Genomic DNA, 26,001 nt, shown 5'->3' with positions numbered 1-26,001 from the left:
TTTTCTTATCAATAAATTGTCTAAGACATCTTTCGATAAAACCTTAACATGAGTCATAAAAAATTTATTTAAGTCTTATTTATGCTTTCCATGATAAACTAAAGTGACCAAATGAATGAGGTGGGAAAATGATTAAACTGTTAGTAATAGAAGACGATAAGGTATTATCCAATAATATAAAAGAAATACTCACAACAATTGGCGAGATAACACAAGTTTATAACGGTAGTGAAGGACTGTTTGAGTTGGAAAGCGGTGTTTATGACCTTGCAATCTTGGATTTGATGATGCCGGAAATGAATGGTTATGAAGTCCTAGCAAAGTTACGGAAAGAAAAAATACAGACTCCTGTATTGATTTTGACAGCAAAAGATAGTTTGGAAGATAAGATTGAAGGATTTGAACGTGGTGCAGATGATTATCTGACAAAACCGTTCTATCGAGAAGAATTGATCATGCGCGTGAAAGCATTATTGAAACGATCGCTTGGTCTCTTTGATGAAAACATTCTGAAGTATAAGGATATCAGTTGTGATCTAAAAAGTAATGAAGTATTGTACAAAGAACAAGTTTTGCCCATACAAGGAAAAGAGTTTGAATTACTCGTTTATTTTTTACAAAATAAAGGAATCATTTTGACAAAAGAGCAGATATTTGATCGGATCTGGGGATTTGATTCTGATACGACGATTACAGTTGTTGAAGTTTACATGAGCAATTTACGGAAACATCTACGCAGTACTGGACTAGATAAAGAAATCAAAACTTTACGTAATGTTGGTTATATATTGCAAGGGGTGTGATGCAATGAATGGAGATATTACGCGTAAGCAACGTAGCCGTTTTTTTATAACGAATGTAGCTGCATTTGCTTTGATCTTTTTTCTTCTGGGGTTCATTACTTTACAGATATTGAACCAATCTGCGTATAGAGAAACGGATCTTTCATTAGAGAAAACAGATTTTGATTCTCGGACAGTACAATTAGAGATACAAAGGTATCAGCAAGGTGATCCCTTTTTGAACCCGAATCAAATGGAACAAAACAGAACAAACATGGAACAACCATTGATGGAACCATCAAATGACCGATTTAACACTCAAGTGATCTTGTGGTCTGAAAATGGTGAGATATTGAATAAGGCAGCTATTGGTGGACGCTTCAATCAGATCAAAGAATTAAAAATGGATACAAAAAATCTGAATACCATCCAAAATATTGAATTAAATGAAGAAAACGACTCGTCTACCCTCTCCTTCCGCTCGATAACGAAAAAAGCAGAGACGAATCAAGTTGGTGTTGCCTATATCCAAATTTTAGAAAATACAAATCAAATCAAAAATTCATTAGCAACTTTTCGCACAATTATGATTTTGTGTATGGTTGTTTTCTGGCTTATCTCAATTGGCATTAGTTATTACTTGTCTAGTCTAAGCATGCGCCCTATCATTCTTTCTTGGAGAAGACAAAAAGAATTTGTCGAAAATGCTTCTCATGAATTACGTACACCGTTAACGATTATTCAAAATAGTTTGGAACATCTATTTACCAAACCTGATCATACCATCATTGAGGAATCTGAAAGTATTGCTCAAGCATTGTCAGAGACGAGACGGCTCACTGGATTGACTTCAGATCTGCTGACGATTGCCCGAAATGATTCTGATCAGCAGCTACTTTCAAAACAAATGATCAATACACAGGAATATATCGAAAACCTTGTTAAACCATTTCAAGAGATGGCCACCATAGACGGAAAGGAGTTTATCCTTCATAACGAGGCAACATCAGAAGTACCAATTGACGAAAAAAAGATCCATCAAGTTTTGGTTATTTTGCTAGATAATGCCTTAAAATATACGAATCCAAAAGATAAAATTATTTTAGATTCGTCTGTTAACCATAAAGAATGGCTGATTCACGTAAAGAATACTGGCCCTTCTATCAGTGAAGAAGATCAAGTAAGAATCTTTGATCGATTTTATCGGGAAGATCAATCTCGTGCGAAGGAAACTGGCGGTTACGGACTTGGATTGGCGATTGCAAAACAGATAATCGAACAGCACCACGGACAAATTTCTGTATCCAATTATCTTCCACAAGGAGTTGATTTTAAAGTCCAATTACCGTTGAAGCCTAAAAAATAATGCTTAACTCTAAAACATACTAGGAACAGGGCTGTGACAATAATCTTGTCACAGCCCTGTTTTCCGAATAAACGGTGTTCCAGAAGTAGCTTCTTCGGAAATAAGCCGAAATTTCACAAAAATTTGAGAAACAAATTTCGTAAATTCCTTCTTATTTCTTGAAGCGGACCTCTTCTGTCACAACCTCTTTAGCTTACGCTTAAGATTTTTTATTGCGGTCTTCAATGTGTACATCACCGCTTGTGTCAATATCCAATTCTTCTCGGCTAACATCTTCTGTCACTTTTTCAACGTCTTCATGTTCTTCTTTATGAATTCCCACTTCTTCACGAACAACTGTATGTTTGCTAACATCTACTTGCTCTTCTTTGATTGGGATAGTGATTGTGTCATCTTCCAAGTTTTCGTCTGTACCCTGTGAAGATGGATCTGTTACTGGTTTGCGCTCGATGACGATTTCTTCACGTTTGACCGGTACTTCTACCGTTTCAGTATCGTTGACCACATGTTTGTGGATGTCGACTTCTCCAGTGGTAACATCATGTGTATTTACATCTAATTTTTCTTCTTTTAGTTGAATCGTATCATCATCTAGATTTGGTTTGCGATCAATGTCTTCAGTCTCTCTTGTACTCATAGAATCAGCTTCGCCAGGTACGTCCATCGGATCAGTTCCTGGTGTCATATTCAATGGATCTGTTGTATTTTGAAAGCCTGTCGTGCCATCTACGTCCATTGGATCAGTGCCAGTCCCAGTCCCTAGTCCTGTTCCCATTGTGCTTGCCGAGGTAACTGTATCTTGCGTATCCATTGTGTCTTTTGTTGTTTCTGGCTGACGATAGCCTTTTACTGTGATGACAAATTTTCCAGCAGAAATATCTCCTCTATACTGATATAAAGGATCATTTTCTGGCGTAGCCGTCTCAGAATCATAGGTATCAAAAGAAAAAGTGTCTTTTATTCTTTCCCATAAAGAACGATCTTCTTCGCCATCCATCCGATTCTCATCTGTTTCAACATCTATACCGGATAATCCGTCGAATCCCAGTCTAGTTGCTGCTTCATCAGTAGTATAAATAACGATATCATCTCGATCATACCCTTCGTTACGTAATCGTTCGATTACTGATAATGCTTCATCCCTTGTGCTGTAGCTACCGATGACTGTTAAATTTTTGTCTTCCATGTAAATTCCTCCTAGCAAATAGATTTATGATTGGTATATTTTTACTTATAAATTTATTCTATAGGAGACGATTGATTTCTACAAATATTTAGATTGGAATTAGATTAAAACGTTTTAATTGAAATTTCGGAATATCTATGCTAATAGCAAAATATATATCACTAAAATAGTCATTTGTGCATTTATTCCTATAGGAAATTTTTTGAAAAAAATCCTTATATTTCCATTTATTACGATTGTCTCATTTATCCAATCCGTGAATAAGTAAGCTACTTATATAGATAAAGAGACTGATTCCCAGTATAATCATTCCTATCATAGGATAAATTCCTATGTAAGGTGAGGAAGTCCCAGCTATTTCTAATATTCCTTTAAGAATCATCCCGACGATATAGCTAGTCAAACCAGTATTGAATAAATTGAAAGCCAAGCGATTTTGAAAAGTATTTAATATTTTTTTGAAAATAAAAAGGAATGCCCCTCCTACCATTGGAATAACCCAGACCCATCTCAAGGCTTGTGAAGTGACCCCGTGGCTAAAATGATGATAAATCCATTGAAAGATGAAAAGAAGGACTGAACTAATAAAATAACTATAAAATGCTTTTTTCTTATTCATAACTATACCCCTTTTCTTAACCTATAAAAACGATATCACTGACAGATCGTTCAGAGTTTCCGCTTCCGCCGACTGTTTGATTAATGACTTTTCCATTGAAATAAAGTGTTGTTGATCCTCCACCATCCAAATTATATGCGGTTTTTGCTCCGTGATTTTTCAATACAGTTGCTAGTTCGCTGAGACTCAACCCTTGACTATCATCTGTTCGACCTTCTGAAACAACAACGAGATAATGGTTTGTTCCAACTTGAGCAATTGCGGTTCGTGGATTACTTTTCATCGACTGCGACACTTCCTCATCTTCAGAAACAGTGACTTCTCCATTTTCAACTAAAGCAGGACCAAAAGATAAAACTTGTTGTACGTCTTCTTCTACTAGCTTCTCAGCAGATGTTTCTGATTCTTTTATTATTGAGAAATCACCATTTTTATCAATTACTAAGTCTTCTTTCGTTTCATCATCACTAGGTGTATCACGATATAGTGTGCCATTTCTAAGTACATATCCTTTATCTCTAAAACCATAATAATCTCCGTTTATCGCTAAAATTGCTTGTTGTTCTTGTGCGATCGCAGATGTAGTTTCTTTGATGTTGCGTCCATACGTATTGTTTGCCAAAGCTGTTTTTAAATAGCTAGAATCGCTTACTGTAATATCAGCAACATAAACTGTGGTTTCATCAACACGTTCTGAAGATAATGTGATATTGATATTTTCATCTTGGTAGCTATTATCTGTGATCACTGGTTCAAAAGAACTTGAGTTACTCGTGCTTTTTGTGTCTGTCGTCGAGCTGGAAGTCTCTTTGGATATCGTTTCTACTGATGCTATTTCCTGAGGCAAAACAAATGTTTTTAGTAATATATAACTTGAACTTCCTAAAAAGAAAACACTCGATAGACATGCCCACATATATTTTTTTCTTAAAAAAAGTTTCATATAAATTTCCTCCTAACGAAAGACTATGCGCCTTTGAATAGAAAAACTGGCAAAAAACAATAAAATATCTACAACAGCCTTACAAAGCAAAAGCGATTGAATAATAACCGAAAGGATTGACACACCTAGCCAACTTAAAATTAGTTGAAAGAGAAACAATAAGCTGTATTTATAAAAAGCAGTATGGGCTCTTTGCTTTCTGAACACATAATGTCGGTTCATTTGATAATTGAAAATTCCTGATAGTACTCTAGAAAGTATGGTAGCAATCAACAAAGAAGCCATTGTATGATTTCCAATAAAAAATATAATGGAATAGAATAGTCCAATATCCACCAATGAAGAGGAAATCGAAGAAAAAAAGAAACGAATGAACGGACGATAAACAAGATAGGAATCTTGGAATATTCGAAAATGGGAACCTTTATTTCCATCGCTATATATTGTTTTGATAGGGATCGTAGTCATTCGATAGCCGATCTTTGGTAAAACTAGCAGTTGATTGATTTCATATTCAAACCGATTTCCTTCGATTTTGAGCAGTTCAGATAAACTAGAGATAGAAAATCCCCTCAGTCCTGTTTGTGTATCCTGTAAGTGGATACCTGAGGAAAGATAATAAAAACCGCTCGTCATTCGATTCCCGAAATAGCTTCGAAAGGGCGTGTTTTCATACGAAAAATCTCTTACACCCAAAAGGAATTCCTGACCAGCTAATCGATCTACTGCCACTAGCATTTTTTGGATGTCTTCGATTTCATGCTGACCATCACTGTCTGCTGTGACAATGCCAGTAATGTCTGGATAGGAATCAAGTATAACTGAAAAGCCGAATTTTAATGCATATCCCTTGCCTTTGTTGTCAAAGTAGCTGATTTTAGTGATATTAGGATGTTCCATTCGCTGAAACAGTTTTTGATAGGTTTTCCCACTTCCATCATCAACAATGATAATCGGTACGTTTACAGATTGTGCTAATTGATTAATGAAGAATACAGTGTTTTCTGTGGGTTCGTAGATTGGAATTAATAGAATAGCTGACATATATTCACCTGTTTTTATTTGAAATTGTAGTTATTGTTGCAAGTGAAACTTAAGGGCTTCTTAAAAACTAAGAGAATCACCTCTGGTTTTGTAAAGACTTTTAAAAGACAGTTACATGGATGCTCTTTATCAAAGCAAGACAAGGTCTCTATCCTCATTTGAAGAAATGCGGTAAAATAAAGGAAATGAACAATAACTGGAGGGATTTGTATTGGACAGCAAAACTAGAAAACAACTGCAAGAAAAATTAAAACAACGTACACATTTGCTCCCTTCCGTCTTTCAACAGTTTTTAGAAGAAAATCGTTCTTCTTTATCATTAGGTAGTCGCTATGAATATGCAAAAGATTTCCATTTGTTTACTGATTATTTGAGAAAAGTATTTTCTGAAGAAGTGGATGACCAGCTGATTATCCGTCTAGAAAAACAAGATTATCAGAATTTCTTAGCTAAAATCTATCGACATACTCGTTCGTTCCAAACTACAGCGAACCAAGAAACGGAGCAATTGTTTGAAAATAGCTATTACGGGATTTCGAGGAAGCAATATTCATTAAATCATTTTTTACGATTTTTGTATCAAAAAGGACTGATTGAAGAAGAGATCTCTCTTTTGGGTACAAGTTTACCGGAAACAACCAAAGCAGCTCCGCGATATATCGATGCTGAACTTTTCAAAGATTTTGAGCATTTGTTTATCCCGATTGAAGGCTTTCGAACAAGCAGAGAAGCTAGCTTTGAAGAAAAAAATAGACCGAGGAACCTTGCGATTACTGCCATTCTTCTGTATTGCGGATTAAAGATCCATGAAGTAGTAGAACTTAAACGTAAAGATGTATCTTTGACCAAGCAGATTCTTAATCTGAATAGAAAAGAAAACAGATTGAGTAAAGTACCAATACCAAAAGAAGCGATGCCGTTTCTGGAGAACTATTTTAAGTTAACAGCACAAAATACGGACGAAAATTCTTTTGTTTTTCGTTCCTCGCATGATCAACAAATTTCTCCTCGGACTATTCGCCAAATTTTGAGCAAAATCACAGTGTATAAGAATGTATCACCAGAATTATGCCGAAAAACCTATCGCTATTATACTGAACTATATTTAGATGATGCTGACGCGGTAAACTATTTATGTGGTAATCGATACCTATCTTCCCATTCTTTTCAAGAAATCTGGGAAAAAATGGTTGATTTTTCTTATCACGAATTAGCGACATTCGTTCAGGTTTCTGTCACATAGAAATCTGAACTTTTTTCACAATGAACTATGTTATTATACAAAGGTTTATGTTACGATTATCTTTAATTTGTATATTACTTAACAAAAGATAATGGAGTGTGAATGATGGAGACCATAATGTATTCCCCTTTGAATTTATTTACGAATTTTCAAGAAGCTGCAGCTGGCTTTTCCGAGATCCCGATTATCTTTGATCAGCCGCTTTCTGCTTTTCCTGAGTTAGGACTTGAAACAACTTACAAAAAATGCTTTGAAAGTGTATTAGATCGAGCTTATCAATTGGCCCATCTTGGTGTGAAATCTGGAGACAAAGTCATTATCTATAAGAGTTCCGCTTTTGACACATACCTTCTCGCTGTTTCTGTGTCTTACCTTGGTGCAGTGCCTGTCATGACTTCTTATCATCTACCAACAGCGACAATGGAAGTATTTATCGACCGTTTAGAAGACCCCTTTGTTTTATTTGATGATGAGACAAAAAAACGAGTGGGAGAAATTTCAAACGGGACTAAATCAAAACAGATTCCTATTGTTTATTTACTGGAGCAACCTACTTTTCCTGTTCCCCAATCGTTTTTAGCTAAAAATGAAATTTCTTATATGACCCATACTTCTGGTACAACTGGTATCCCTAAGCTTATTTGTCATTCCGCTCATTCTATGGGTTGGCGAACGAAATGGCAAAAAACTGTTTTTGCAAAAATTTCAGAAAAGAAATTAATTGCTTTTCACATTTCCCCCGTACATTCTAGATTCAATATTGGCATCTCTTCTTTGATGTCCATGGGTTTTCCTATGATGCCTTTAGCAGACGCACAAAGTTCAAAAGTTATTCATATGTTGGAAACCTACCGACCAATCGCATTAGAGACTCATCCGAATAACTTTGTTCAGTGGAGTTTTACTGCTAAAGAACATCCAAAAGCTTTCTCTGGCATCCGTTATTATCACTCTACTTTTGATGCCATAAACAATCAGACAATGGAAACATTTTTGCGAACATCAATAACACAAGATGCGGTATTTCTTCAAGTATATGGCCAAAGTGAATGTGGACCAATGATTCTTAAGGCTCATACACTCGACAGTTTGAAAACGAGTGATGCAAGAGATATGGGCGTTGGACTGGAAGACATGACAAGCGCACGGATCACAGATTCAGTCGGGAACGTCCTTCCTGAAAATACAGATGGTCATATACAATTACTGTCTAAAGGACGGGCTTTGACTTATTATAAGGAAGATGCACGGTTCCAAGAAAATGTTTATGGCGATTGGTGGGATAGCGGAGATTACGGTTTTATGGATGAACATGGCCACCTATTTTTGAAAGATCGGCAAGTGGATCTGATCGAAACGATCAATAGTACATTAGCTATTGAAGACTTTTTATTAGATTCGTTAGATTTTTTGGCAGAGGTAGTGATTGTAAGAGATAAAAATCATTCTCCACAGCCGATTATTGCTTTAGCTCCTGATAAAGAAATGGATTGGAATCGCTGGTGGGAGCAAGTCCATGAACTTCCACGTTTGAACGCCCCTATCATCCGTGACTTTGATGCAATCCCGCGAACAGCTACAATGAAAGTTCAGCGGCTTCAAATCGAGAAAGAATTAAAAACACAAAACAACTAATCGTTTTTAAGCGGTTGTGAAAAAGCTGTCCTGCATCAAGTAATAAGAACAGCCAAACAAAAATAGTTCCTTATATTTTACCGTTTGTTGAGCTAATATCGAGGGCCAGTTAATTGAAGACCGTTTATTTGGAAAAAGGGAATGTGACACGATTTTTGTCACATTCCCTTTTCGCTTCTTTTTGAAAATTGGATGAGATAAAAATATGCCAATTGGCTGTTTTTCTTTTTTGAAAATTTCGTTATACTCTTATTCATGGAGGGAAATGTTATGAAAAGAATCTTGACGATTGGTGGCTCTGATCCATTTGCTGGTGGAGGAATCCAAACAGACTTAAAAACTTTTGAAGATTTTGGTTTATTCGGGCTAAGCGCCTTGACATCTATAGGGGTACTAGATACGAATGGGCGATTTATCTTGGAATCTATTCCTTCAGAATTGCTTGAACGACAGTTGGCTTCAATTGATCAAATGACTTCATTAGATGGAATCAAGATTGGGTTATTAAATTCAAGTGAAGCAATCATGGTTGTTCGAGACTTCATAAAAGCAAAACAAAATATCCCAATCATTTTAGACCCTGTTTTGGCATTCAAAGAAACTGAAACTGTGATCAATCAATGGTATATTTCGCAGCTCATCGAAGAACTTTTTCCACTTGTTACGATGATTACGCCTAATTTGGCAGAAGCTGCTTTACTTTCTGGTCAAGCTCTCCCCTCTTCGTTGATAGAAATGATCCATCTCGCTAAAGAGCTCACTGCTTCAGGAGCAAAGAAAATTGTAATAAAAGGCGGCACAAGGATGGCTGGCGAACAAGCTGTGGATCTTCTCTATTCAGTTGACCATCATGAGGTGTTTTCTCAGAAAAAAGTCGATACCCCGACAGTAAATGGTGCCGGTTGTGCCTTTTCTTCTGCAATAACAGCGAATCTTGTATTAGGAACAGACGTTTCAAAAGCCGTAGCAGAAAGTAAAAAATTTGTTGCCCATTGTATTTCCAATGGTGTGCTGATGAATGATCATACAGGAAGCGTCTGGTCTGGCGGTATCCAAAAAGGAGGAACGATAAATGAAAACTAAACAACTAACAATCTATGCGATGTTGATTGCGTTGACCGTTGCACTTTCATTAACTATTTTGATCCCTGTACCGGCTACGAACGGCTTTGTGACATTATGTGAGGCTGGAATTTATACTGCTTCTTCTCTTTATGGTCCAATGGGTGGATTAGTTGTCGGTGCTTCCAGTGGTCTATTAATCGATTTGATTTCAGGATATCCGCAATGGGCTATTTTTTCATTAGTGATTCACGGATTACAAGGATATGTTGCCGGATCTTTCAGTAAATCTTCTACTCGTATGTGGCTATTTGGTCTTTTTTTAGGAAGCTTAGTTATGATCGTCGGCTATGGTATCGCCGGTTGGATTTTGTATGATTGGCCGGCTGGAGTGGCTTCTATCCCAGGGAATACCTTTCAAAATCTTATCGGTATGGGTCTTGCCTTTCCTATAACTGCAAGTCTTCAACGTATTCAAGCACGGAAGCAATATTAATTGAAAAGAAGGTTTTAGAGAATGAAGTTGTCAGAAAAAGAATTGAAAGTTCAATTGACTGAAATAGTTAATGACGTATTGGCTGAGGCACACTTGAAAAAAGGAGATCTCTTTGTTTTAGGGTGCAGCACAAGTGAAGTCGTCGGTGGACATATTGGAAAAAATTCCAGTGCGGAAGTTGGTCAGTGGATCATCCGTACGTTAAAAGAGCTATTAGATCCTAAAGAAATTGCCTTAGCTGTCCAAGGTTGCGAACATTTGAATCGAGCATTGGTGGTAGAACGAACAGTGGCAGAAGCAAAAAAATTCGAAATCGTCTCTGTTATCCCTGCATTACACGCTGGAGGTGCTTGTTCTGTTGCTGCTTTTGAGCAGTTCAATGACCCTGTCGAAGTGGAGCATGTAATTGGGCAAGCCGGCATCGATATCGGTGACACTTCGATCGGTATGCATATCAAACATGTCCAAGTGCCTGTCAGACCTCGTTTGAAAACCTTGGGACAAGCCCATGTGACAGCCCTTCGCTCTCGTTCTAAATATATCGGTGGTCCTAGAGCAAATTATTAAGATGGGTAAATTAGAAAAACTTCCTCGGAAAGTCCAACTATTGAACTTTAACGAGGAAGTTTTTTAATTGTTTGTTTTATACAGCCGAGCTTCATAAGGGGCTAGTGTTCCTTTTTTTTCAAAGTTTCCGCTAGAATAATTTGATAAGAGCAATGTCCATGACTGATCTGCTTCTTTTGGGAGTTCATAGTCAGCAAATGATTCCGTCAAGTTTACCATAATAAGATACTGTTCATCTTCTAAATCTCTTTCATAGACATATAGTTGTGGATGTTCATGAAGATATTCTTTATAAGAACCGTATATCAGGCCTTTATTGATTTGTCTAATGCGGATCATGTTCTTATAGAATTGCAAGATCGAATCCGGTTCATGTTCTTGTTGTTCTACATTGATCGTTTTGGTATTAGGATTAGTGATCATCCAAGGCTCATGTGTAGAAAAGCCGGCATATTCTTCTGAAGTCCATTGCATGGGTGTTCTGCTATTGTCTCTGGTGGTTTCACGAATGATATCTAATGCTTCTTCTCTTGTCTTACCTTCCGCAAGAAGCCTTTCATATAGTCTTTTCGAATCCACTGCATCAACTTGATCGATCGATTCAAAAGGCATATTCGTCATTCCGATTTCTTGTCCTTGATAAATAAATGGCGTTCCTTGCAAAAAGAAATACATCATAGCGATTGCTTTTGCAGACATAGCCCAAAATTCGGGACGGGTATCTCCGAACACAGAAACGGCACGAGGAACATCATGGTTTTCCATATATAAAGCGTTCCATCCGATACCATCTAGGGAAGTTTGCCAAGCACTTAATGCATGTTTTAACTTAAGGACGTCTAATTGCCCTTCTTTTTCTTGCTGCCAAATATGGATATGATCGAATTCAAAGATCATATCGAAATAACCGTCTTTTCCTACCCATTCCGGCCCTTCTTCTGCTGTGACGCCGCTTGCTTCTCCGACTGTCATGATATCGTACTCTTCGAAAACATGTTTTAAATCAGTCAAATGTTCTTCGATTCCCGAGACATTTTGAAAGGGTGAAAAAGGGTTCTCTGTGGCTTTTACTGAATATTCATCTTTTTTTACATGAGAAATAGCATCTAAGCGAAATCCGTCTATCCCTTTATCTAGCCACCATCGAATCATATTGAATAGTTCTTCTTTCAATTTCTCACTTTCCCAATTTAAGTCTGGTTGTTCTTTTGCAAAGACATGCAGATAATACTGTCCTGTTTCGTGAGAATATTCCCAAGCAGAGCCGCCGAAAATCGATGTCCAATTATTTGGTTCTTTGCCATCTACTCCATCGACCCAAATGTAATAATCTCGATAAGGGCTTTCTTTGGATTTCTTCGATTCTTCAAACCATTGATGCTGATCCGAACTGTGGTTGATGACAAGATCCATAATAACTTTGATTCCTAATTCATGTGCTTCTTTCAGCAATAAATCAAAATCTTCCATCGTGCCGAATCGCTTTTCTATGTCTTGATAGTCACTTACGTCATAACCATTATCGATAAATGGAGATTGATAGATTGGATTGATCCAGATAAATCCGATGCCAAGATCTTTCAAGTATCCAAGTTTTTCGCGGATCCCATTGATATCTCCTTGTCCATCGCCGTTGCTATCTTTGAAACTGGCCGGATAGATTTGATAGCCTACTGCTTCTTTCCACCATTTTTGTTCTTGTATCATATCGTTTCACTCCTTTAACGGTCCCTCTTGATTATAACCGATTCTATTTTAGAAGTATCCTTGTTACCGGTAACTAGAAACGAAAAGCTCAACGAATCTGCTAAGTGCGTTCGTTGAGCTTTATTTTATCATAGATAACGGGCAATCAATTGAATCATTTGCTTGGGAAATTCATTTAGGTCAGTAATATCTACAAAACGGCTTTCACCGTAGATTGACTTGATCTCTTCTTTGTCTTGACCAATGGCTGCGGAAACAAATAATATGCCTTGACGCTCGTATTCTTTCAAAACAGACTGGATGTCCTCTTTTGCTTTTTTGCCAGTATAATCTGGCAACGCCTTTGGCTGACCGTCACTAATATTAAGCAACAGTTTGGTTGTGGCGGATTGTCTGTTTAATTTTTCCGCTGCTAAACGAAGTGCCGCTCCATCACGATTGTTTTGTCTTGGTTTCATAGTGACTAATTTTTCATTTAACCATTGAAACCCGTCTTCAAATTCTTTATAAGAAAACAAAGAAGTCTTTTCTCTTGCTGAACGGTCTGCTGTATCCCCGTAAATCAACAAGGGGATATCGACTTTCTTAGCAAATTCGGCAATGGCGATCGCTGCTTTTTTTGCCGCTTCGATCCGATTATCCCTTATCATTGATCCAGATTCATCGATCCGCACAGCTACCGCTAAGGAAGGTTGCTCATGTGGCGGGTTCTTTTTGTCAAAATTTCTCAAATCACCATATGCTACTCTACTTGCGTTAAACCGCTGTCCTTCATATTTTCCCTTTTGGTACGTCTCTGTTTGTTCATTATCCAGTAATTCTAAAATTTGTCGGCTAAGTGATTCTACTATCGGCATGACTTGCATTTGTAGTTCACGTGCTTCTTGCGTTTTTCCTTGGAAAGCTGGTCGGTGAACGATGAGACCTTCTTTTTCATGAATCGTTTCCTTCATGATTTGCCGCGCTTCTTTATTTAATTGCTTCTTGATTTCCTTATCATGTGTTTCCATGTCAGAAGCAGACATTTCTTGGGAATCCTCTTCTGTTTGTTGTTGTTCCTTCTGATTTTTCCCTTCGATATCGCTCCTGCGTTCTTTTTGCATTTGAGGAGGCATCTCGTTTTTTTCTGTTGTTTTCTCTAGTCTCTCTTCTTCCACATTTGGTTCTTCATCAGACAGTTGTTTCTTTTCATCTAAGCGCAAAGTTTCTTCAGCATCTTCAGTGATGTTTCGTTCGTTTGCTTCTTCGGCGCTGATAATTCTTCCTTTTGCATGCTCAGATTGAGGTTCTATTTGAGGATAGCCCCATTTTTCTTTTCTCAAAATGTCTTGAAGTTCTAATAACAATCCACTCTCAGACAAAGCTTGCTCAAGGATTGCCAATTCATCTGGATCAGTGGATAATTTATACAAAACTTTTGGATAAATCGACTGGAGTAAATTTTGTCCTTGCTTATAGGTATTCGCCCAATAAAAATATGAACGCATTCCTGCTACACCTTTGATGGCATTTGCTTTTGCAGTTTCATCCAATAAACGGATAATCTCTGCCATCTTCATAAGGAGTTCTTGATTTTGAATCATGGTTTTCGCCATCGCACGTTCTGCCATGACTTCTAAGGCAGGAAGATCCATTTTTTCCGCATGCTGCATCCGATCTCTTAAGGATTCATTTAAGGGTCGATTTCCTTGGTAGTTTCGATTTGTGGTAATGACAATAATACAATCTGGATGGCGACGAATGATTCCTGTTGGCAAATTCAACATCCCATTTGGTTCGAGCGCTGAGTTAAGTGCCACAAGAACAGAAGCATCACGGATGACAGTCGGCTCTTGGATCTCTAATAGATATCCTTTTTCGACCGCTCGAACGATTTCAGAAGGATAATAACTATAATGGATTGCATCTGGATAATCGGCTTCGATTCTTTGAACTAACTCTGCTAATTTTTCTTTGGCAGAAAAAGAATCAATGCCGTAATGGTTCTGGATCAGTGTCAGTACAGCTTCAAGTGTATCTGTTTGGTAAATAGCTTCCAGCAATTCTTGGTCTTGTTCTTTATCGGAATCTACTACAGGTAATAAGGCGCCGAACACATCTGATTTATCCATATCTGCAAAACATGTCACTTTTGTATAGGGAAGTTGCAAATCAGCAGATAGTGCTTTTGCTAACTGTGTCTTACCCGATCCGGCGTCTCCTTCTAAAAGAACGTTACTGATTTTCATTTCAGGATCTTGCCAATTTTCTTTGATTTCGGAGGCGATCCGCCACTCTTCTACACTTGTCCGATGACTTTTCGGTTTCTTCCAGATCATTTGCTTTTCTAGCCGTGAAAAGGTCCGGTTTTCTGTTAGTGAGAAATTCTCCATACTTCTCTTCCCCTTTTGATCATCTCTGTCTATTAATATCCTAACTCATCTAAAAGACGTTTTAAAATACGGAATCGTTCCCCAATCAGTTCTCCGTCTTTTTGTAGTGTATCGTAATACAAAATAATGTCTTCATCGATCTTTGGATTTTTGGTATCTACCTCGACTGTCATCCGGTTTCCCTGCAAACCAATGATGTCCACAACTGGATTTTCTGGATCATAGAATTTTTCATAACGATAAGCATCTTGGAAGTATAAACTTCCTTGTGCAGCTAAGATCGCTAAGTCTAAAATACGTGTAATTGGTAATTCTTCTGATTGTCGAGACCATTTTTCTCCAGTATGTCGCCATACTTTGCCTGATATGTCGACTTTTCCACGGTCATTCCATTGAGCGAGACCTAGAGAAAGACCTTTTGCGTCCGTATTCAATGCATTTCTTCCATCAACTTTATCGTAGTCTTCTACAACGAGCACTGGTTTATGTTTTAAATTTGTAGGTATTTCCATGATTTTAACTCCTCGTCTTTCTATTTTTAGTAAATTAGTAAATCAGTAGTTTACTAATTTACTAAACTATATACGACATTATAAATGACTGAAGAGAGAAATGCAAAGAAAAAGAGCCTGTTTGTTAGAAACACATAAAAACATCATCTTGCTCTTCTACACGTACATTTATCACGTGAATAAAGAGCAAGCTGATGTTAGAATATTTTTGGTATGTTTTTTGAATAAAAGGAATTATTGCGCTGAAATGGCGATGCCGATGGCTTTTTCGCCTAAATGTGTACCAATGACTGGTCCAAAATGACCAACTTCGATTTCTGCATTTGGATATTTTTTCTGCAATTTCTCTTTTTCCGCAATCGCTACTTCTAAATTGTTTGCATGTATCACATAAAGTTTGACTGGCGGTTGTATTTCGTTATTTCTTTTGCCAATGATTTCTTCAGCCCGAGCAAATGCTTTTTTACTTGAACGGATTTTTTCGAATAAAACAATTTTTCCTTCAGAAAATGTCAGAATCGGTTTGATTTTCAATAGGCTACCAATCAGTGCAGCGCCATTGGTCAATCGCCCTCCCCGTACTAAATTGTTCAAATCATCTACAATTAGATAAGCGTAAGTATTATCTCGAATTCGATCGACATGCGCAAGTATCTCATCAAGGGGCTGACCTTCATCATTTAAGTCTAAGGCAGCTTCTACCATATGTCCCATCGGCATACTAGTGATCTTAGAGTCATAAGGAATGACCGTTACTCCACTGATATCGTCTTTCATCGCAAATAAGGTGTTGACGAAACCAGAAATACCTGAAGAAAGATGGATACTTAAAATCGTGTCATAGCCTTTCTCTTTCAATTCCTCATATAAAGCCAAAACTTCCCCTACGACAGGTTGTGAAGTAGTAGGAAAATCTTTACTGTTTTTTAAAAGTCCATAATATTCATCCGCTTCGATATCGATTCCTTCGTTATAAATTTTCCCATCCATAATCAAAGGGATTGGAATCACGAATAAGTCGGGATGGTTCTTGATACGTTCCGGCAGATACGCCGAACTATCTGTAACTACTGCAAGTTTCATGTGTTTAATTTCCTCGTTTCAAAGAATTTTTCCAGACCTCATAACTATATCATAAGTAAGATTAGATATGAAACTAAAATTGGAAAATAGAAAAACGACAAGCGTAATCATACGAGTTGCCGTTTTTCTAGTGACAGCAAAAAGACGACTAGTTAGCCTATTCTTTGCTTCCGCTACGATGTTTAACATTTTTCAACATTCGGAACCCATTTTTTCCGAATTGAGAAAATAAAAATACTAAACCCCCAATACTTCCTAAAGCCACACAATAAACCATTGCATAACTTTTTGATTCCATTGACAATCGCTGATTCAGCAAAAAGAAAATGATGAAACATACCGCAAGCATAATCAAGGTAGATCGGAAAGTTTTTAAGAAAAAACTGCTGATTTTTGCTAAAGGTGCTATTCGGTATTCTTTGCACATAAAGTGATACCCACGAACAAAGACGATACCGAATGCCATGCCATTTGATAAGCTCATCCCGTATCCGCCAACTAGACCTAGTCCGATTACTTGGAAGATGACTTTCAGGATAATTGCTTCTACAGTTAGTCGAATCGCAAAACGATGGTGGTTCAGAGATTGAAGCATCGTTGATAGGATCGTGAATAAAGAGAAAAACAAAGAAGCTAACAAAGCCATTTGGAAATAACCAACACTTTCAGGATCATAACCAAAAAACAATGTGTATAATGGTCCAGCTAATAAAGACATCCCGGTCAATGAAGGAAGAAGGATCAATAACGCAATCGAAAAACTGTCTCCTACTGTCTTTTCGATTTGTAAACGATCTTTTTTCTTCATTGTGCTTAGTATTGGCAAACTACTTATAGCAACTGTTCCTACCATGGAAATCAGGATCAATGTCAGTTTGTTTGGATTAACAGAAGCACGACTGAATAAGAATTCCAGTTGCTGATCTGCAATCTCTGGACGGAAAAAGTGAAGCAGTGGTTTCATCGTTACTTGGTCGATCATTTGAACGATAGTAATGACGGAGCCGACAAAAATGAACGGTAGTGTTTCCCGAATGATAGAGACAGAGGCAGATCGGTTTTCTCTTTCGAAGTAACGACTGGAAATCAAAAAGTCTTTAAGTTCAAAGAAGTCTTTTCTGCGTCCGACGATATACATATGGATAATCGCAGCTAACCCCCCGAAGAAAGAAGCAACTGTACTGATCAATACAGCTTCTAATATGGTTCCGTCAGTCAATACGCGCAAGTAATAAGTACCAGCCAAGATAACGATCACTCGTACAGCTTGTTCAATAATCAAAGAAGTTCCATAAGGTCGTAAATCGTTTTTCCCTTGGAAGTATCCTCTCATTGCACTCAAAATCGGGATAGCAACCAAAGATGGGCATAAACTTCGGATAGCTAATATCCCGTTGTTAACGTTAGCGATTGGACTGATTCCGGCTAATAAAGGAGCAAATAAATACATCAACGCAGCAGAGGCGATACCGATGACGAACATGATATTGATCGTACTTCGAAAAATCAGCCGACAAGCAGCGTTATCTCCTTCTTTTGTTGCTACAGCTACTTTTTTTGCAATCGCATTTGGAAATCCGACTGTACCAAGCATCAGGAACAATCCATATGGAAGATAGCCAACATTGTATAATGTCGTAGCAAGCATACCATCTTGATTGTTCCCCATCATACTTAGCCAGGGAATCAAATAGACTACCCCTAAAACTTTACATAGAAGATTAGCAAAGGTTAGCCAAAATGTTCCTTGCATCAATTTTTTATTCATCTAATTTCCCTCAACTATTCTTTCATAAAATAAACATCTTCCCTATTATAGCAAAAAAACATAGAAGGACAAATCCCTCTTTAATTCTTAAAACAAAAAAGAGCTTGCATCATAAGTCAACACTAATCTTTTTATCCGAACAAATGAACTTGCATCCACAATTGGCTGATGCAAATGCAGTTTGGATAGATCAGTTTGAACAACTTATGTCGCAATCTCTGTTTTTTAGGGAATAAAACAGTTTAAAGCATGGACAGTAAAAAGACAGACGCAAGTCCTGTCAAAACTGACAACGCCATCGAACGTGTTTTGTAAGCCACACCTGCTACTAGAATCATTGCAGCTATTTTGATATTCCAAGCAATATCCAGATGTTCATGAGTAATGAAGACATCTTTGAAAGCTAACGCCGCAAACAATGCTACTGGTACATACTTCATCCAGTCACTAAACCAAGATGGCACTTTTCGATGAGTAAAATAAAGCATCGGGAACAAGCGCGGGATATACGCAACGATGAACAGACAAGCAACTAAAAACAGCAAATATAGTTTAGTCATGATGGTTGGCCTCCTGTTCTGGGAAGTTGAAGAGCGGTTCATTGACATCTTTGCCGCGATCCCTTAGTTTCTTGGCTTTTTCTTTTTTAAATGCCTTCTCCAGCATGAATCCGGCAAATGAAGCAATAACAGTAGCTGCAATCAAGCCGAATGTGTTTTGGAATAATACCATGAAGATTACCCCTAATACACCTGAAAACAAACCTGTAAAGATCAGTAGTGCGTTTTTCATTTGCATGACAAACATAAAAATGAACATAGCAGTCAAAGCAAAATGGACAAGGTCAGCATCTACTCGAATCACCGAGCCAAAAAAATTACCGATCATGTTGCTACCGGCCCATGCAGCCATTGAGAACCAATTGACATATAAAGCCTTTCTTTTGTTCCAAGAGGGGTCAGTTGAGAACTTTAAGTAGTTCACCGCATAGTTTTCATCATTCAGTGATTGAGAAAAGACAGCTAAAAACGTCCGCTTTTCTTTTTTCATAAAACCGGCAAGACTTGCTCCTAATAATGTATAGCGTAATTCTAAAAAGAAAACCATCAATAATGTCGTTGCAAATGATGCTTGCGTCGTAAGCATAGATGCAACTAAAAACTGCGCGCCGCCGGAAAAGACCAGAATCGATAACAGCCCTGATAAGAGAGGATCAAATCCAACTTTTTGCAACAATACTCCACAAGCTAATCCCACTGGTATATAGCTTATACAAAGCGGCATCACTGCATGCAAAGCTTGAAGCCATGGCGCACTCTTCTTTTTGTTCATTAAAATATCTCCTTTAATTACAACAAATAAACAGCGGACTCATTGTAACATAAATTCGCTAAATTGTAGCCGTTTTATTTAAAAACAAGATTATATTTTTCTCATTTTTGCTTCAATTCATGAACATACGTTTTATTTGTGAGAATAATTTGGGTCATATTTATCTGTTTCAATGTATATATACATCTTCTTGTCAGGAAGAGACTGGCGCATATTTTTTTCAATATCATTGATGATCGAATACGTTTCATTTTCTTTGTTTCCAACAATATCTGCTTTTGCAGCGACTAAAATTTCCGTTGGACTTAAATGAACGGTTTTGATATCAATTAGCCGACTGATCTCAGGTCGTTCAAAGGCTAACTTGATTTTTGATAAATCGCTTGCTGTCACACTTTCACCAATGATCAGACTATAAAATTCTTTTGCTAGGAAAATCGCAGCTCCCATCAGTAAGAAACCGATCATTAATCCGCTGATAGCATCAAATGCAGCGATCCCGGTTGTATAAGTCAAGATTGTTCCCGCTAAAGCCAAGACCAAACCGATTACAGCACACAAGTCTTCCGTAAATATAATCAGTATTTCACTATGTCGACTTTCGCGCAAAAAGCGCATCGTGGAAAGATTTTCAGTATTCAATTCTTTGATTTCCTTCATTGCGACACGCAAAGAACTTCCTTCGATTACCAAACCAAATAACAAAATGGCAATGACAATGATTGGATTACCAACTTCATGGGATGGATGCGTCAATTTTTCAAAAGCTTCCATCACCCCTAGTGCTCCCCCACCGAAGAAAAGCATCATTGCGACGATCGTACTAAAAAAGTATTTTGCTCGACCTTCACCAAATTGATGCAAGTCGCTCTGACCTTTATTAGCTTGTTTATCGCCAAATAGCAGCAAAATCTGATTACTACAATCAACGATACTATGGATGCTTTCATTCAGCATGGCGGCACTGCCACTGATTGCATAGCCGACAAATTTGCTGATAGCAACTAGAATATTAGCCCCTAGAGCAGCAATTACGGAAAACATTCCGCTTTTTTTAAAATTTTCCATATTCTTTTCCTTCTTTCATCAAGTGAACTGACTAAAGAGTAGCAATATCCGCCCTTTAACAGTTTTTATGAAACTTATAATTTAGATAAATTGAAAATGACCGATTGTCCATTGTTCAATTCGATCTCTTTTGCCCCAGTAGTAGCACTTTTCCCATCCACAGTAAACATCCAATAGGTTTGACTCTTTTCATCCTGAGAATGCCCTTCAAGCGAAGTGATGAAGCCATCATTTTCCTCGACTTCAAAATTTTGTTTCAAAATAGTCAGTAAAGTTTCTCCTTTTTTGAAAGTCACTTCTTTTTTCAAAAAGTTTTGACCATTTTCTTGTAACGTGATCGTTGCTTTTTGCGATGTTTTTATTTCCTCCTTTTGGTTTGAAGTCGATGGTGTTTTGGTTGTACTACAACTTGTCAACATGAGTACACTGACACTCATTGCAAGCAGACTATAAATTATTTTTTTCATTTTTTCCTCCTGAATGATTGTAAAAACGTTTGACGACTGGCAGAAAAATAAGGAAGAACACAACATTACCTATACTGTGCATCAGATCAAACGACACCCCTTGAAGGTAATAGACCCAAGGTTGAGGTAAATGATAGAGCAGCGTATCGAAAACAGTCATCCCTATTCCATAAACTATACCTGCTAGAAAAAAGCAGGTTCCTTTTAACCAGAGACTCCTTTGAATTGTTCTTCTCGAGTAGAAAATTGAAAACAACGCCAGAACGACGGTATAGCTGAGCCACTGACCGATGACCCATGGACCCACACCAAAATAAAAACTGCTGATTGCGATAGAAAGACTCATGACAATTAGCGCATCTTTCAAGCTTAAGTAAAGTACTATAAATAAAAAAATAGCAGTCATTGGCTGGAAATTCGGAATAAATTGAAAAGCGATCCTACCTGCTACACAAGCAGCAGACAATAAGCTAAGCTGGGCGATTTTATTTGTGGTCATTCTTGATGTAACTCCTCCTTCACCAGCAGATGATTCACGTTCATTCAGTACATACAGAAAAGACTTGTGACAATTATTCTGGATAACTGCCGCAAGTCCTTTGGAACAGAATTATCTGAATGACCTCTGGTAATCCAACTTATCCAATCAGGACTTTCTCACCATTAACGGAACCAAGAATTCGTAATTGATAAAGAAATCAATGACGGATCGTGGGTAATCTCCAGATGAGATCGACAAGACCGTTTGATCTTTTTCGTTTGTTGCTATCGTTAAAGACTGTCCTTTATCTAATCGTACTTGATAAGTAGTTTCGTTGATCTTTTCCATATCATAGGAGGGATTTTTCATCGCCACGATAAAAATATCATCCAATACTTCATTCGTCAATTCAAATTCGCTCTGAAGGTTCAAACGAAGTGGCTTCGTATTGTCTAGTAGTGTCTGATTAACTGTAAAACCAAGCATTCTAGCATGGGCTAATAATTGATTCAATTTGTGATTGAAGATCGTAATCTGTCCTGCTGAGAATACTCGATCAACTGACCAGTATCGGATCAAAGAAAGCACTCGATCATCCTGGACATCGATTTCCATCGTCTCTGGTGATACATTTAGAAGACTCATCGATTCCACTTGGTATCGTTGATCGATGGTCGGTAATACAAAGGAAAAGACTAATTCGTTTTGTCCATTCAACGTATAATTGATAGAGAAATGTCTTGTTTTCCATGTGTCATAAGCTGAATTTGATCGTTCCAGACCAATATCATTCAACGGTTTCAGTAATTCATATGTGAAATATTCGATCAGACTTGTTTTTCCAATCGTTGAGATCGGTTCTTCATTCAATATAAAGCGGTCATATGATTCTAATAATTCGGGAAAATCTGATTCAATCAAATATTTTCTCATACGTAAATCCGCTAATTCTGCTTCCGCTGTTTCAATCAAACTGACGATATCTTGATAATCTTGCTCTTTTCCTTCTAAATATCCGGGATTTTCAGATACTTCATAAGCATGGGTGTTTTCTGAAGTATCCGTATTTGTCGGAGTTACTTTTTCTTTTTCATGGATTTTTGTTTCTTCTGGCATAAGGACTTCTTCTGTGTCATCCAGTGGCTTACTGGTTTGTTCCTCTAATGAAGTGTTCGTTTCTTCATGATCTTCTGTCTGTGATTCATTTTTTGTCCATTCTGCTTCATCGTGTTCATTCATACTCGGAACCTCCTTCATTAGATTGATTATTAGGATTTTCATTACCAAGATAATTCATCAAGAATTCATGGATTGCTTGACCAAACCCCTCTTTGCTACCGAAATAGCGACTGATTTGCCGTTGCTCTTTTTCTACGATGGCTGCGCGAAGTTGGTCCGCTCTTGCTTCTTGTTTCAATGCTTCTTTTTGCTGTTGGATTGTTTCAGGTGTCTCGATATAAGGAAGCCAGCCTAATTTTTCATTAGATAGCACTTGCTTCTTCTTCTCTAATTCTTGAATTTCTTCCTCGATTTTCTTACGATTCAAGAATCCTTTATTATCGTCCAAATCAGTCATCTGCCGATTGATTTCTTTTATCTGTTCGTTTAGACGTTCGATCTCTGTCTGAGCTGTGATCACCTTTGCGTCTAGCTCATTGATTTTTTTGTCATAGTCCGTTGTCTCCGGTTGGGAATATTTCTCCCACTCTTCATCGATCTTAGGCAAAACAAAAATTTCTGGCAAACTTGCATCGATACCAATTGTAGGGCGATCATGGTAATAAGTGCCGATTTTGTAATAGCTCATCGTTGGTGAGATGCTTTCTACTTGTTCCATAAAAGGAAATTCTTGCAAAAAACGATCATGGATCTTACGCATCAGCAATTGGTCAATCTCGTGATTTTCATTTGAGCTTCGTTTTAATTCTTCGTTCAATCTGCCGTTGTACAAACGGTAGATCTCAGGAATATCTTCTTCGCGGACAGCTTTTTCAAAAGCTTGTAAATCTTCTAATAATTGGGAAAGATTCATGCTTGCTTTTTCTTTGATATCATAAAAAGAAGACGATTCTTTTGCTGTATCCTGATTCGTGCTCGTCTCCTCTAGTTCGCCTTGCTCGTAATTTGTGTTTGTATCTGGCTCTTTCATACTACTTGCCTCCTCTTACTCATCTGATTTTCACTTATTAATACTTCAATAGTACCATTTTCTGTAAAAAATTGTTATAAAAAAGAGCGGGCAATGCTCCATAAAACAGGCTGCACCAAAATTTGGCACAGCCTTTTTTTCGATCAACTAGTCTTTGATATCTGATTCATCTGATAGGACAGAATCGAATACAATGACTTTTATCATATTCTTTTATTTACTAGGCAGATCTCTTGTTGTGAAATGAATGCGCTGATGGTCATCACGAGTTAGTTGCGTTTCTTCGTTTAAATAAGTAAACGTCAATTGTTCTAATTCGGGATCTTCAAGCATTTTTTCATAACCGGTAAAAATCGAACGGATATAGTGTTTATATGCGTTTTTCTTTTTCTGTCTTTTTTTCATGTAGCACCTTCCTTATCAAAAACTATCATACCAATGAATAACTATCTAGACAAGTTGGTTTAAATCATTTTCTTTGTTTTTTTGAGGAATTTTACTCTTCCAGTTGACGAATCCAAAAAAAAATGAAAAAATGCTTTAGTACTTAAGGAGGGAACCCAGTGAAAAAAATTGGTTTTGATTCAGAGAAATATATTGAAGAGCAGTCCGCGTATATTTTGGAACGAGTGAACCACTATGATAAATTATATTTGGAATTTGGTGGAAAGCTAGTGGATGACAAACATGCAAAACGTGTACTTCCAGGATTTGAAGAAGATGCGAAAATCAAATTGCTACAAAAATTAAAAGATCAGGCTGAAATACTGATTTGCGTCTATGCCGGAGACATTGAACGTAATAAGATCCGCGGTGATTATGGGATTACTTATGATATGGATATCTTGCGACTGATTGATGAATTACGCGGTTATGGATTATTGATCAACAGTGTCGTTATCACTCGCTATAGCGGCCAGCCTGCCACGAAAGTCTTTATCAATAAACTAGAAAGACGAAATATCAAAGTCTATAAACATTCAGAAATCGAAGACTATCCAGTCAACGTAGAAAAAATCGTTTCAGAAGATGGGTTTGGGAAAAACGAATACATTGAAACAGCTAAACCAATCGTTGTAGTGTCAGCTCCTGGACCAGGAAGCGGAAAACTCGCTACTTGTTTGAACCAACTGTATCATGAAAGCCAAAAAGGACATGCAGCTGGTTACTCCAAGTTCGAAACTTTTCCAGTATGGAACGTTCCGTTGAAACATCCATTGAACATTGCCTATGAAGCAGCCACAGTCGATTTGAAGGATGTCAATATGATCGATTCCTTCCACTTTGACGCCTACAATAAAGTAGCTGTAAATTATAATCGAGATGTTGAAACCTTCCCTGTAATCAAACGTATTATTGAAAAAATTACTGGTAAAGAATCTGTTTATCAATCTCCTACTGACATGGGTGTGAATCGTGTAGGATTTGGTATCGTGGATGATGCGGTTGTCCAAGAAGCTTCTAAACAAGAAATCATCCGCCGCTATTTCCAAACAGAGTGTGACTTCAAAAAAGGATTGATTGACGAAGAAGCAGTTAATCGAATCAAACTGATTATGGAAGAAGTCGGATTACGCCCTGAAGACCGAAACGTTGTCGTTCCTGCCCATGATTATGCAGATAAAATTCAAGCACAAAGTCCTACAAAAGATCCTTCTGCTGTGATTGCCATCGAATTACCAGATGAAATCATTATTACTGGACGTACAAGCTCATTGATGGATGCGTCAGCGGCAGTCATCTTAAATGCAGTAAAACATTTAGCGCATATTGCAGATGACATTCCTTTATTATCACCATTAGTTCTTGAAACAATACAAGGATTGAAGTCAAAGACACTTCATTCCTCTTTGGATGCACTAAGCATCAATGAGGTTTTGATCGCTTTATCAATCAGTGCAGTAACGAATCCAATCGCTCAAGTTGCTTATGATAAACTAGCTGAACTTGAGGGAGCACAAGCCCACTCCACTGTGATGGTCAATAAAAATGATGAACAAACATTGAAAAAACTAGGAATCGATATTACTTGCGCACCTGTTTACCCTTCAGAAAATCTATACTACCAATAGAAAAAACTCACTTATAAAGGTTGAAAACGAAACTATTAGCATTAGCT

Annotated in this window: 25 protein-coding genes; 8 read left to right on the top strand and 17 right to left on the bottom strand. The window is 37.5% G+C overall.

What is annotated here, in order from left to right:
• Window positions 1-128: 128 nt before the first annotated feature.
• Both OZZ83_RS01385 and OZZ83_RS01380 read left to right on the top strand, forming a co-directional pair.
• Window positions 129-803, top strand: a complete 675-nt coding sequence (locus OZZ83_RS01385; RefSeq protein WP_002309252.1) for a response regulator transcription factor — start codon at window positions 129-131, stop codon at window positions 801-803.
• A gap of 4 nt (window positions 804-807) precedes the next feature.
• Window positions 808-2,148 carry a sensor histidine kinase gene (locus OZZ83_RS01380; protein ID WP_002345105.1) on the top strand — a complete coding sequence of 447 codons (1,341 nt, stop codon included), beginning with the start codon at window positions 808-810 and terminating at the stop codon, window positions 2,146-2,148.
• A gap of 199 nt (window positions 2,149-2,347) precedes the next feature.
• Here the strand turns inward: OZZ83_RS01380 and OZZ83_RS01375 are convergent, their stop codons facing one another.
• From OZZ83_RS01375 to OZZ83_RS01360, 4 genes are all read right to left on the bottom strand, one after another.
• Window positions 2,348-3,334, bottom strand: a complete 987-nt coding sequence (locus tag OZZ83_RS01375) for a DUF2382 domain-containing protein (RefSeq protein ID WP_002313752.1) — start codon at window positions 3,332-3,334, stop codon at window positions 2,348-2,350.
• Between the two features lie 241 nt (window positions 3,335-3,575).
• On the bottom strand, window positions 3,576-3,953 hold the full coding sequence (locus OZZ83_RS01370) for a hypothetical protein (protein WP_002309249.1): 378 nt from the start codon (window positions 3,951-3,953) through the stop codon (window positions 3,576-3,578).
• Between the two features lie 16 nt (window positions 3,954-3,969).
• Window positions 3,970-4,896, bottom strand: a complete 927-nt coding sequence (locus OZZ83_RS01365) for a phosphodiester glycosidase family protein (RefSeq protein ID WP_002309248.1) — start codon at window positions 4,894-4,896, stop codon at window positions 3,970-3,972.
• 12 nt (window positions 4,897-4,908) lie between these two features.
• Entirely contained in the window at window positions 4,909-5,940 is a 1,032-nt protein-coding gene (locus tag OZZ83_RS01360) for a bifunctional glycosyltransferase family 2/GtrA family protein (protein WP_002313750.1), read from the bottom strand.
• Between the two features lie 211 nt (window positions 5,941-6,151).
• On the opposite strand from OZZ83_RS01360, the gene OZZ83_RS01355 reads away from it, so the two are divergent.
• The 5 genes from OZZ83_RS01355 (at window position 6,152) to OZZ83_RS01335 (ending at window position 10,943) form a co-directional block, all read left to right on the top strand.
• Window positions 6,152-7,183, top strand: coding sequence for a tyrosine-type recombinase/integrase (locus tag OZZ83_RS01355; RefSeq protein WP_002309246.1), 1,032 nt, complete (start codon window positions 6,152-6,154; stop codon window positions 7,181-7,183).
• A gap of 102 nt (window positions 7,184-7,285) precedes the next feature.
• Window positions 7,286-8,818: an AMP-binding protein gene (locus OZZ83_RS01350; protein ID WP_002309245.1), complete on the top strand. Its 1,533-nt coding sequence runs from the start codon at window positions 7,286-7,288 to the stop codon at window positions 8,816-8,818.
• A gap of 270 nt (window positions 8,819-9,088) precedes the next feature.
• Window positions 9,089-9,901 (top strand): hydroxymethylpyrimidine/phosphomethylpyrimidine kinase, encoded by an 813-nt coding sequence (locus OZZ83_RS01345; RefSeq protein WP_002306723.1) that lies wholly within the window; start codon window positions 9,089-9,091, stop codon window positions 9,899-9,901.
• Window positions 9,891-10,376, top strand: coding sequence for an ECF transporter S component (locus OZZ83_RS01340; RefSeq protein WP_002313748.1), 486 nt, complete (start codon window positions 9,891-9,893; stop codon window positions 10,374-10,376). Before OZZ83_RS01345 ends, OZZ83_RS01340 begins: the two co-directional genes overlap by 11 nt.
• Before the next feature lie 21 nt (window positions 10,377-10,397).
• Window positions 10,398-10,943: a TIGR01440 family protein gene (locus tag OZZ83_RS01335; RefSeq protein ID WP_002309240.1), complete on the top strand. Its 546-nt coding sequence runs from the start codon at window positions 10,398-10,400 to the stop codon at window positions 10,941-10,943.
• Between the two features lie 63 nt (window positions 10,944-11,006).
• Here the strand turns inward: OZZ83_RS01335 and OZZ83_RS01330 are convergent, their stop codons facing one another.
• From OZZ83_RS01330 to OZZ83_RS01270, 13 genes are all read right to left on the bottom strand, one after another.
• Window positions 11,007-12,650, bottom strand: coding sequence for a glycoside hydrolase family 13 protein (locus OZZ83_RS01330; protein ID WP_002306719.1), 1,644 nt, complete (start codon window positions 12,648-12,650; stop codon window positions 11,007-11,009).
• Between the two features lie 128 nt (window positions 12,651-12,778).
• Window positions 12,779-15,022, bottom strand: coding sequence for an AAA family ATPase (locus tag OZZ83_RS01325; RefSeq protein ID WP_252706632.1), 2,244 nt, complete (start codon window positions 15,020-15,022; stop codon window positions 12,779-12,781).
• A gap of 32 nt (window positions 15,023-15,054) precedes the next feature.
• Window positions 15,055-15,534, bottom strand: a complete 480-nt coding sequence (locus tag OZZ83_RS01320) for a DUF6530 family protein (protein ID WP_002290778.1) — start codon at window positions 15,532-15,534, stop codon at window positions 15,055-15,057.
• 234 nt (window positions 15,535-15,768) lie between these two features.
• Window positions 15,769-16,617 carry a DegV family protein gene (locus tag OZZ83_RS01315; protein ID WP_002290771.1) on the bottom strand — a complete coding sequence of 283 codons (849 nt, stop codon included), beginning with the start codon at window positions 16,615-16,617 and terminating at the stop codon, window positions 15,769-15,771.
• A gap of 157 nt (window positions 16,618-16,774) precedes the next feature.
• The gene (locus tag OZZ83_RS01310) at window positions 16,775-18,385 is read right to left on the bottom strand and encodes a polysaccharide biosynthesis protein (RefSeq protein ID WP_252711105.1); all 1,611 of its coding nucleotides are present in this window, start codon (window positions 18,383-18,385) and stop codon (window positions 16,775-16,777) included.
• A 242-nt stretch (window positions 18,386-18,627) separates the two neighbouring features.
• Entirely contained in the window at window positions 18,628-18,945 is a 318-nt protein-coding gene (locus OZZ83_RS01305) for an AzlD domain-containing protein (RefSeq protein ID WP_002290769.1), read from the bottom strand.
• On the bottom strand, window positions 18,938-19,717 hold the full coding sequence (locus OZZ83_RS01300; protein ID WP_002306712.1) for an AzlC family ABC transporter permease: 780 nt from the start codon (window positions 19,715-19,717) through the stop codon (window positions 18,938-18,940). The genes OZZ83_RS01305 and OZZ83_RS01300 overlap by 8 nt, the downstream gene beginning before the upstream one ends.
• A 132-nt stretch (window positions 19,718-19,849) precedes the next feature.
• The gene (locus tag OZZ83_RS01295; protein WP_002306710.1) at window positions 19,850-20,785 is read right to left on the bottom strand and encodes a cation diffusion facilitator family transporter; all 936 of its coding nucleotides are present in this window, start codon (window positions 20,783-20,785) and stop codon (window positions 19,850-19,852) included.
• Window positions 20,786-20,859: 74 nt separating this feature from the next.
• Complete coding sequence (locus tag OZZ83_RS01290) at window positions 20,860-21,252, bottom strand: DUF4430 domain-containing protein (RefSeq protein ID WP_325066001.1); 393 nt, start codon at window positions 21,250-21,252, stop codon at window positions 20,860-20,862.
• Window positions 21,233-21,751: a membrane protein gene (locus tag OZZ83_RS01285; protein WP_002309234.1), complete on the bottom strand. Its 519-nt coding sequence runs from the start codon at window positions 21,749-21,751 to the stop codon at window positions 21,233-21,235. The genes OZZ83_RS01290 and OZZ83_RS01285 overlap by 20 nt, the downstream gene beginning before the upstream one ends.
• Window positions 21,752-21,898: 147 nt before the next feature.
• Entirely contained in the window at window positions 21,899-22,972 is a 1,074-nt protein-coding gene (locus OZZ83_RS01280) for a hypothetical protein (RefSeq protein ID WP_002319942.1), read from the bottom strand.
• A complete protein-coding gene (locus tag OZZ83_RS01275) occupies window positions 22,965-23,882 on the bottom strand; it encodes a coiled-coil domain-containing protein (RefSeq protein WP_002306703.1) in 918 nt (305 codons plus the stop codon). The genes OZZ83_RS01280 and OZZ83_RS01275 overlap by 8 nt, the downstream gene beginning before the upstream one ends.
• 213 nt (window positions 23,883-24,095) lie before the next feature.
• Window positions 24,096-24,287, bottom strand: a complete 192-nt coding sequence (locus tag OZZ83_RS01270) for a hypothetical protein (protein WP_002290760.1) — start codon at window positions 24,285-24,287, stop codon at window positions 24,096-24,098.
• Between the two features lie 158 nt (window positions 24,288-24,445).
• On the opposite strand from OZZ83_RS01270, the gene OZZ83_RS01265 reads away from it, so the two are divergent.
• The gene (locus OZZ83_RS01265; RefSeq protein ID WP_252706636.1) at window positions 24,446-25,954 is read left to right on the top strand and encodes a DUF1846 domain-containing protein; all 1,509 of its coding nucleotides are present in this window, start codon (window positions 24,446-24,448) and stop codon (window positions 25,952-25,954) included.
• The last annotated feature ends 47 nt before the right edge of the window (window positions 25,955-26,001 follow it).

The organism is Enterococcus sp. E5-162, from assembly GCF_035725965.1.
In the GTDB taxonomy this organism is placed as follows: Bacteria; Bacillota; Bacilli; order Lactobacillales; family Enterococcaceae; genus Enterococcus_B; species Enterococcus_B lactis.
Note: the sequence above shows the minus strand (reverse complement) of the source record. Positions and strands in the feature narration are given on the sequence as shown.

Coding starts and splice junctions, on each gene's coding strand:
- OZZ83_RS01385 (WP_002309252.1), top strand. CDS start 129: ATGATTAAACTGTTAGTAATAGAAGACGATAAGGTATTATCCAATAAT.
- OZZ83_RS01380 (WP_002345105.1), top strand. CDS start 808: ATGAATGGAGATATTACGCGTAAGCAACGTAGCCGTTTTTTTATAACG.
- OZZ83_RS01375 (WP_002313752.1), bottom strand. CDS start 3,334: ATGGAAGACAAAAATTTAACAGTCATCGGTAGCTACAGCACAAGGGAT.
- OZZ83_RS01370 (WP_002309249.1), bottom strand. CDS start 3,953: ATGAATAAGAAAAAAGCATTTTATAGTTATTTTATTAGTTCAGTCCTT.
- OZZ83_RS01365 (WP_002309248.1), bottom strand. CDS start 4,896: ATGAAACTTTTTTTAAGAAAAAAATATATGTGGGCATGTCTATCGAGT.
- OZZ83_RS01360 (WP_002313750.1), bottom strand. CDS start 5,940: ATGTCAGCTATTCTATTAATTCCAATCTACGAACCCACAGAAAACACT.
- OZZ83_RS01350 (WP_002309245.1), top strand. CDS start 7,286: ATGATGGAGACCATAATGTATTCCCCTTTGAATTTATTTACGAATTTT.
- OZZ83_RS01345 (WP_002306723.1), top strand. CDS start 9,089: ATGAAAAGAATCTTGACGATTGGTGGCTCTGATCCATTTGCTGGTGGA.
- OZZ83_RS01340 (WP_002313748.1), top strand. CDS start 9,891: ATGAAAACTAAACAACTAACAATCTATGCGATGTTGATTGCGTTGACC.
- OZZ83_RS01335 (WP_002309240.1), top strand. CDS start 10,398: ATGAAGTTGTCAGAAAAAGAATTGAAAGTTCAATTGACTGAAATAGTT.
- OZZ83_RS01330 (WP_002306719.1), bottom strand. CDS start 12,650: ATGATACAAGAACAAAAATGGTGGAAAGAAGCAGTAGGCTATCAAATC.
- OZZ83_RS01325 (WP_252706632.1), bottom strand. CDS start 15,022: ATGGAGAATTTCTCACTAACAGAAAACCGGACCTTTTCACGGCTAGAA.
- OZZ83_RS01320 (WP_002290778.1), bottom strand. CDS start 15,534: ATGGAAATACCTACAAATTTAAAACATAAACCAGTGCTCGTTGTAGAA.
- OZZ83_RS01315 (WP_002290771.1), bottom strand. CDS start 16,617: ATGAAACTTGCAGTAGTTACAGATAGTTCGGCGTATCTGCCGGAACGT.
- OZZ83_RS01310 (WP_252711105.1), bottom strand. CDS start 18,385: ATGAATAAAAAATTGATGCAAGGAACATTTTGGCTAACCTTTGCTAAT.
- OZZ83_RS01305 (WP_002290769.1), bottom strand. CDS start 18,945: ATGACTAAACTATATTTGCTGTTTTTAGTTGCTTGTCTGTTCATCGTT.
- OZZ83_RS01300 (WP_002306712.1), bottom strand. CDS start 19,717: ATGAACAAAAAGAAGAGTGCGCCATGGCTTCAAGCTTTGCATGCAGTG.
- OZZ83_RS01295 (WP_002306710.1), bottom strand. CDS start 20,785: ATGGAAAATTTTAAAAAAAGCGGAATGTTTTCCGTAATTGCTGCTCTA.
- OZZ83_RS01290 (WP_325066001.1), bottom strand. CDS start 21,252: ATGAAAAAAATAATTTATAGTCTGCTTGCAATGAGTGTCAGTGTACTC.
- OZZ83_RS01285 (WP_002309234.1), bottom strand. CDS start 21,751: ATGACCACAAATAAAATCGCCCAGCTTAGCTTATTGTCTGCTGCTTGT.
- OZZ83_RS01280 (WP_002319942.1), bottom strand. CDS start 22,972: ATGAATGAACACGATGAAGCAGAATGGACAAAAAATGAATCACAGACA.
- OZZ83_RS01275 (WP_002306703.1), bottom strand. CDS start 23,882: ATGAAAGAGCCAGATACAAACACAAATTACGAGCAAGGCGAACTAGAG.
- OZZ83_RS01270 (WP_002290760.1), bottom strand. CDS start 24,287: ATGAAAAAAAGACAGAAAAAGAAAAACGCATATAAACACTATATCCGT.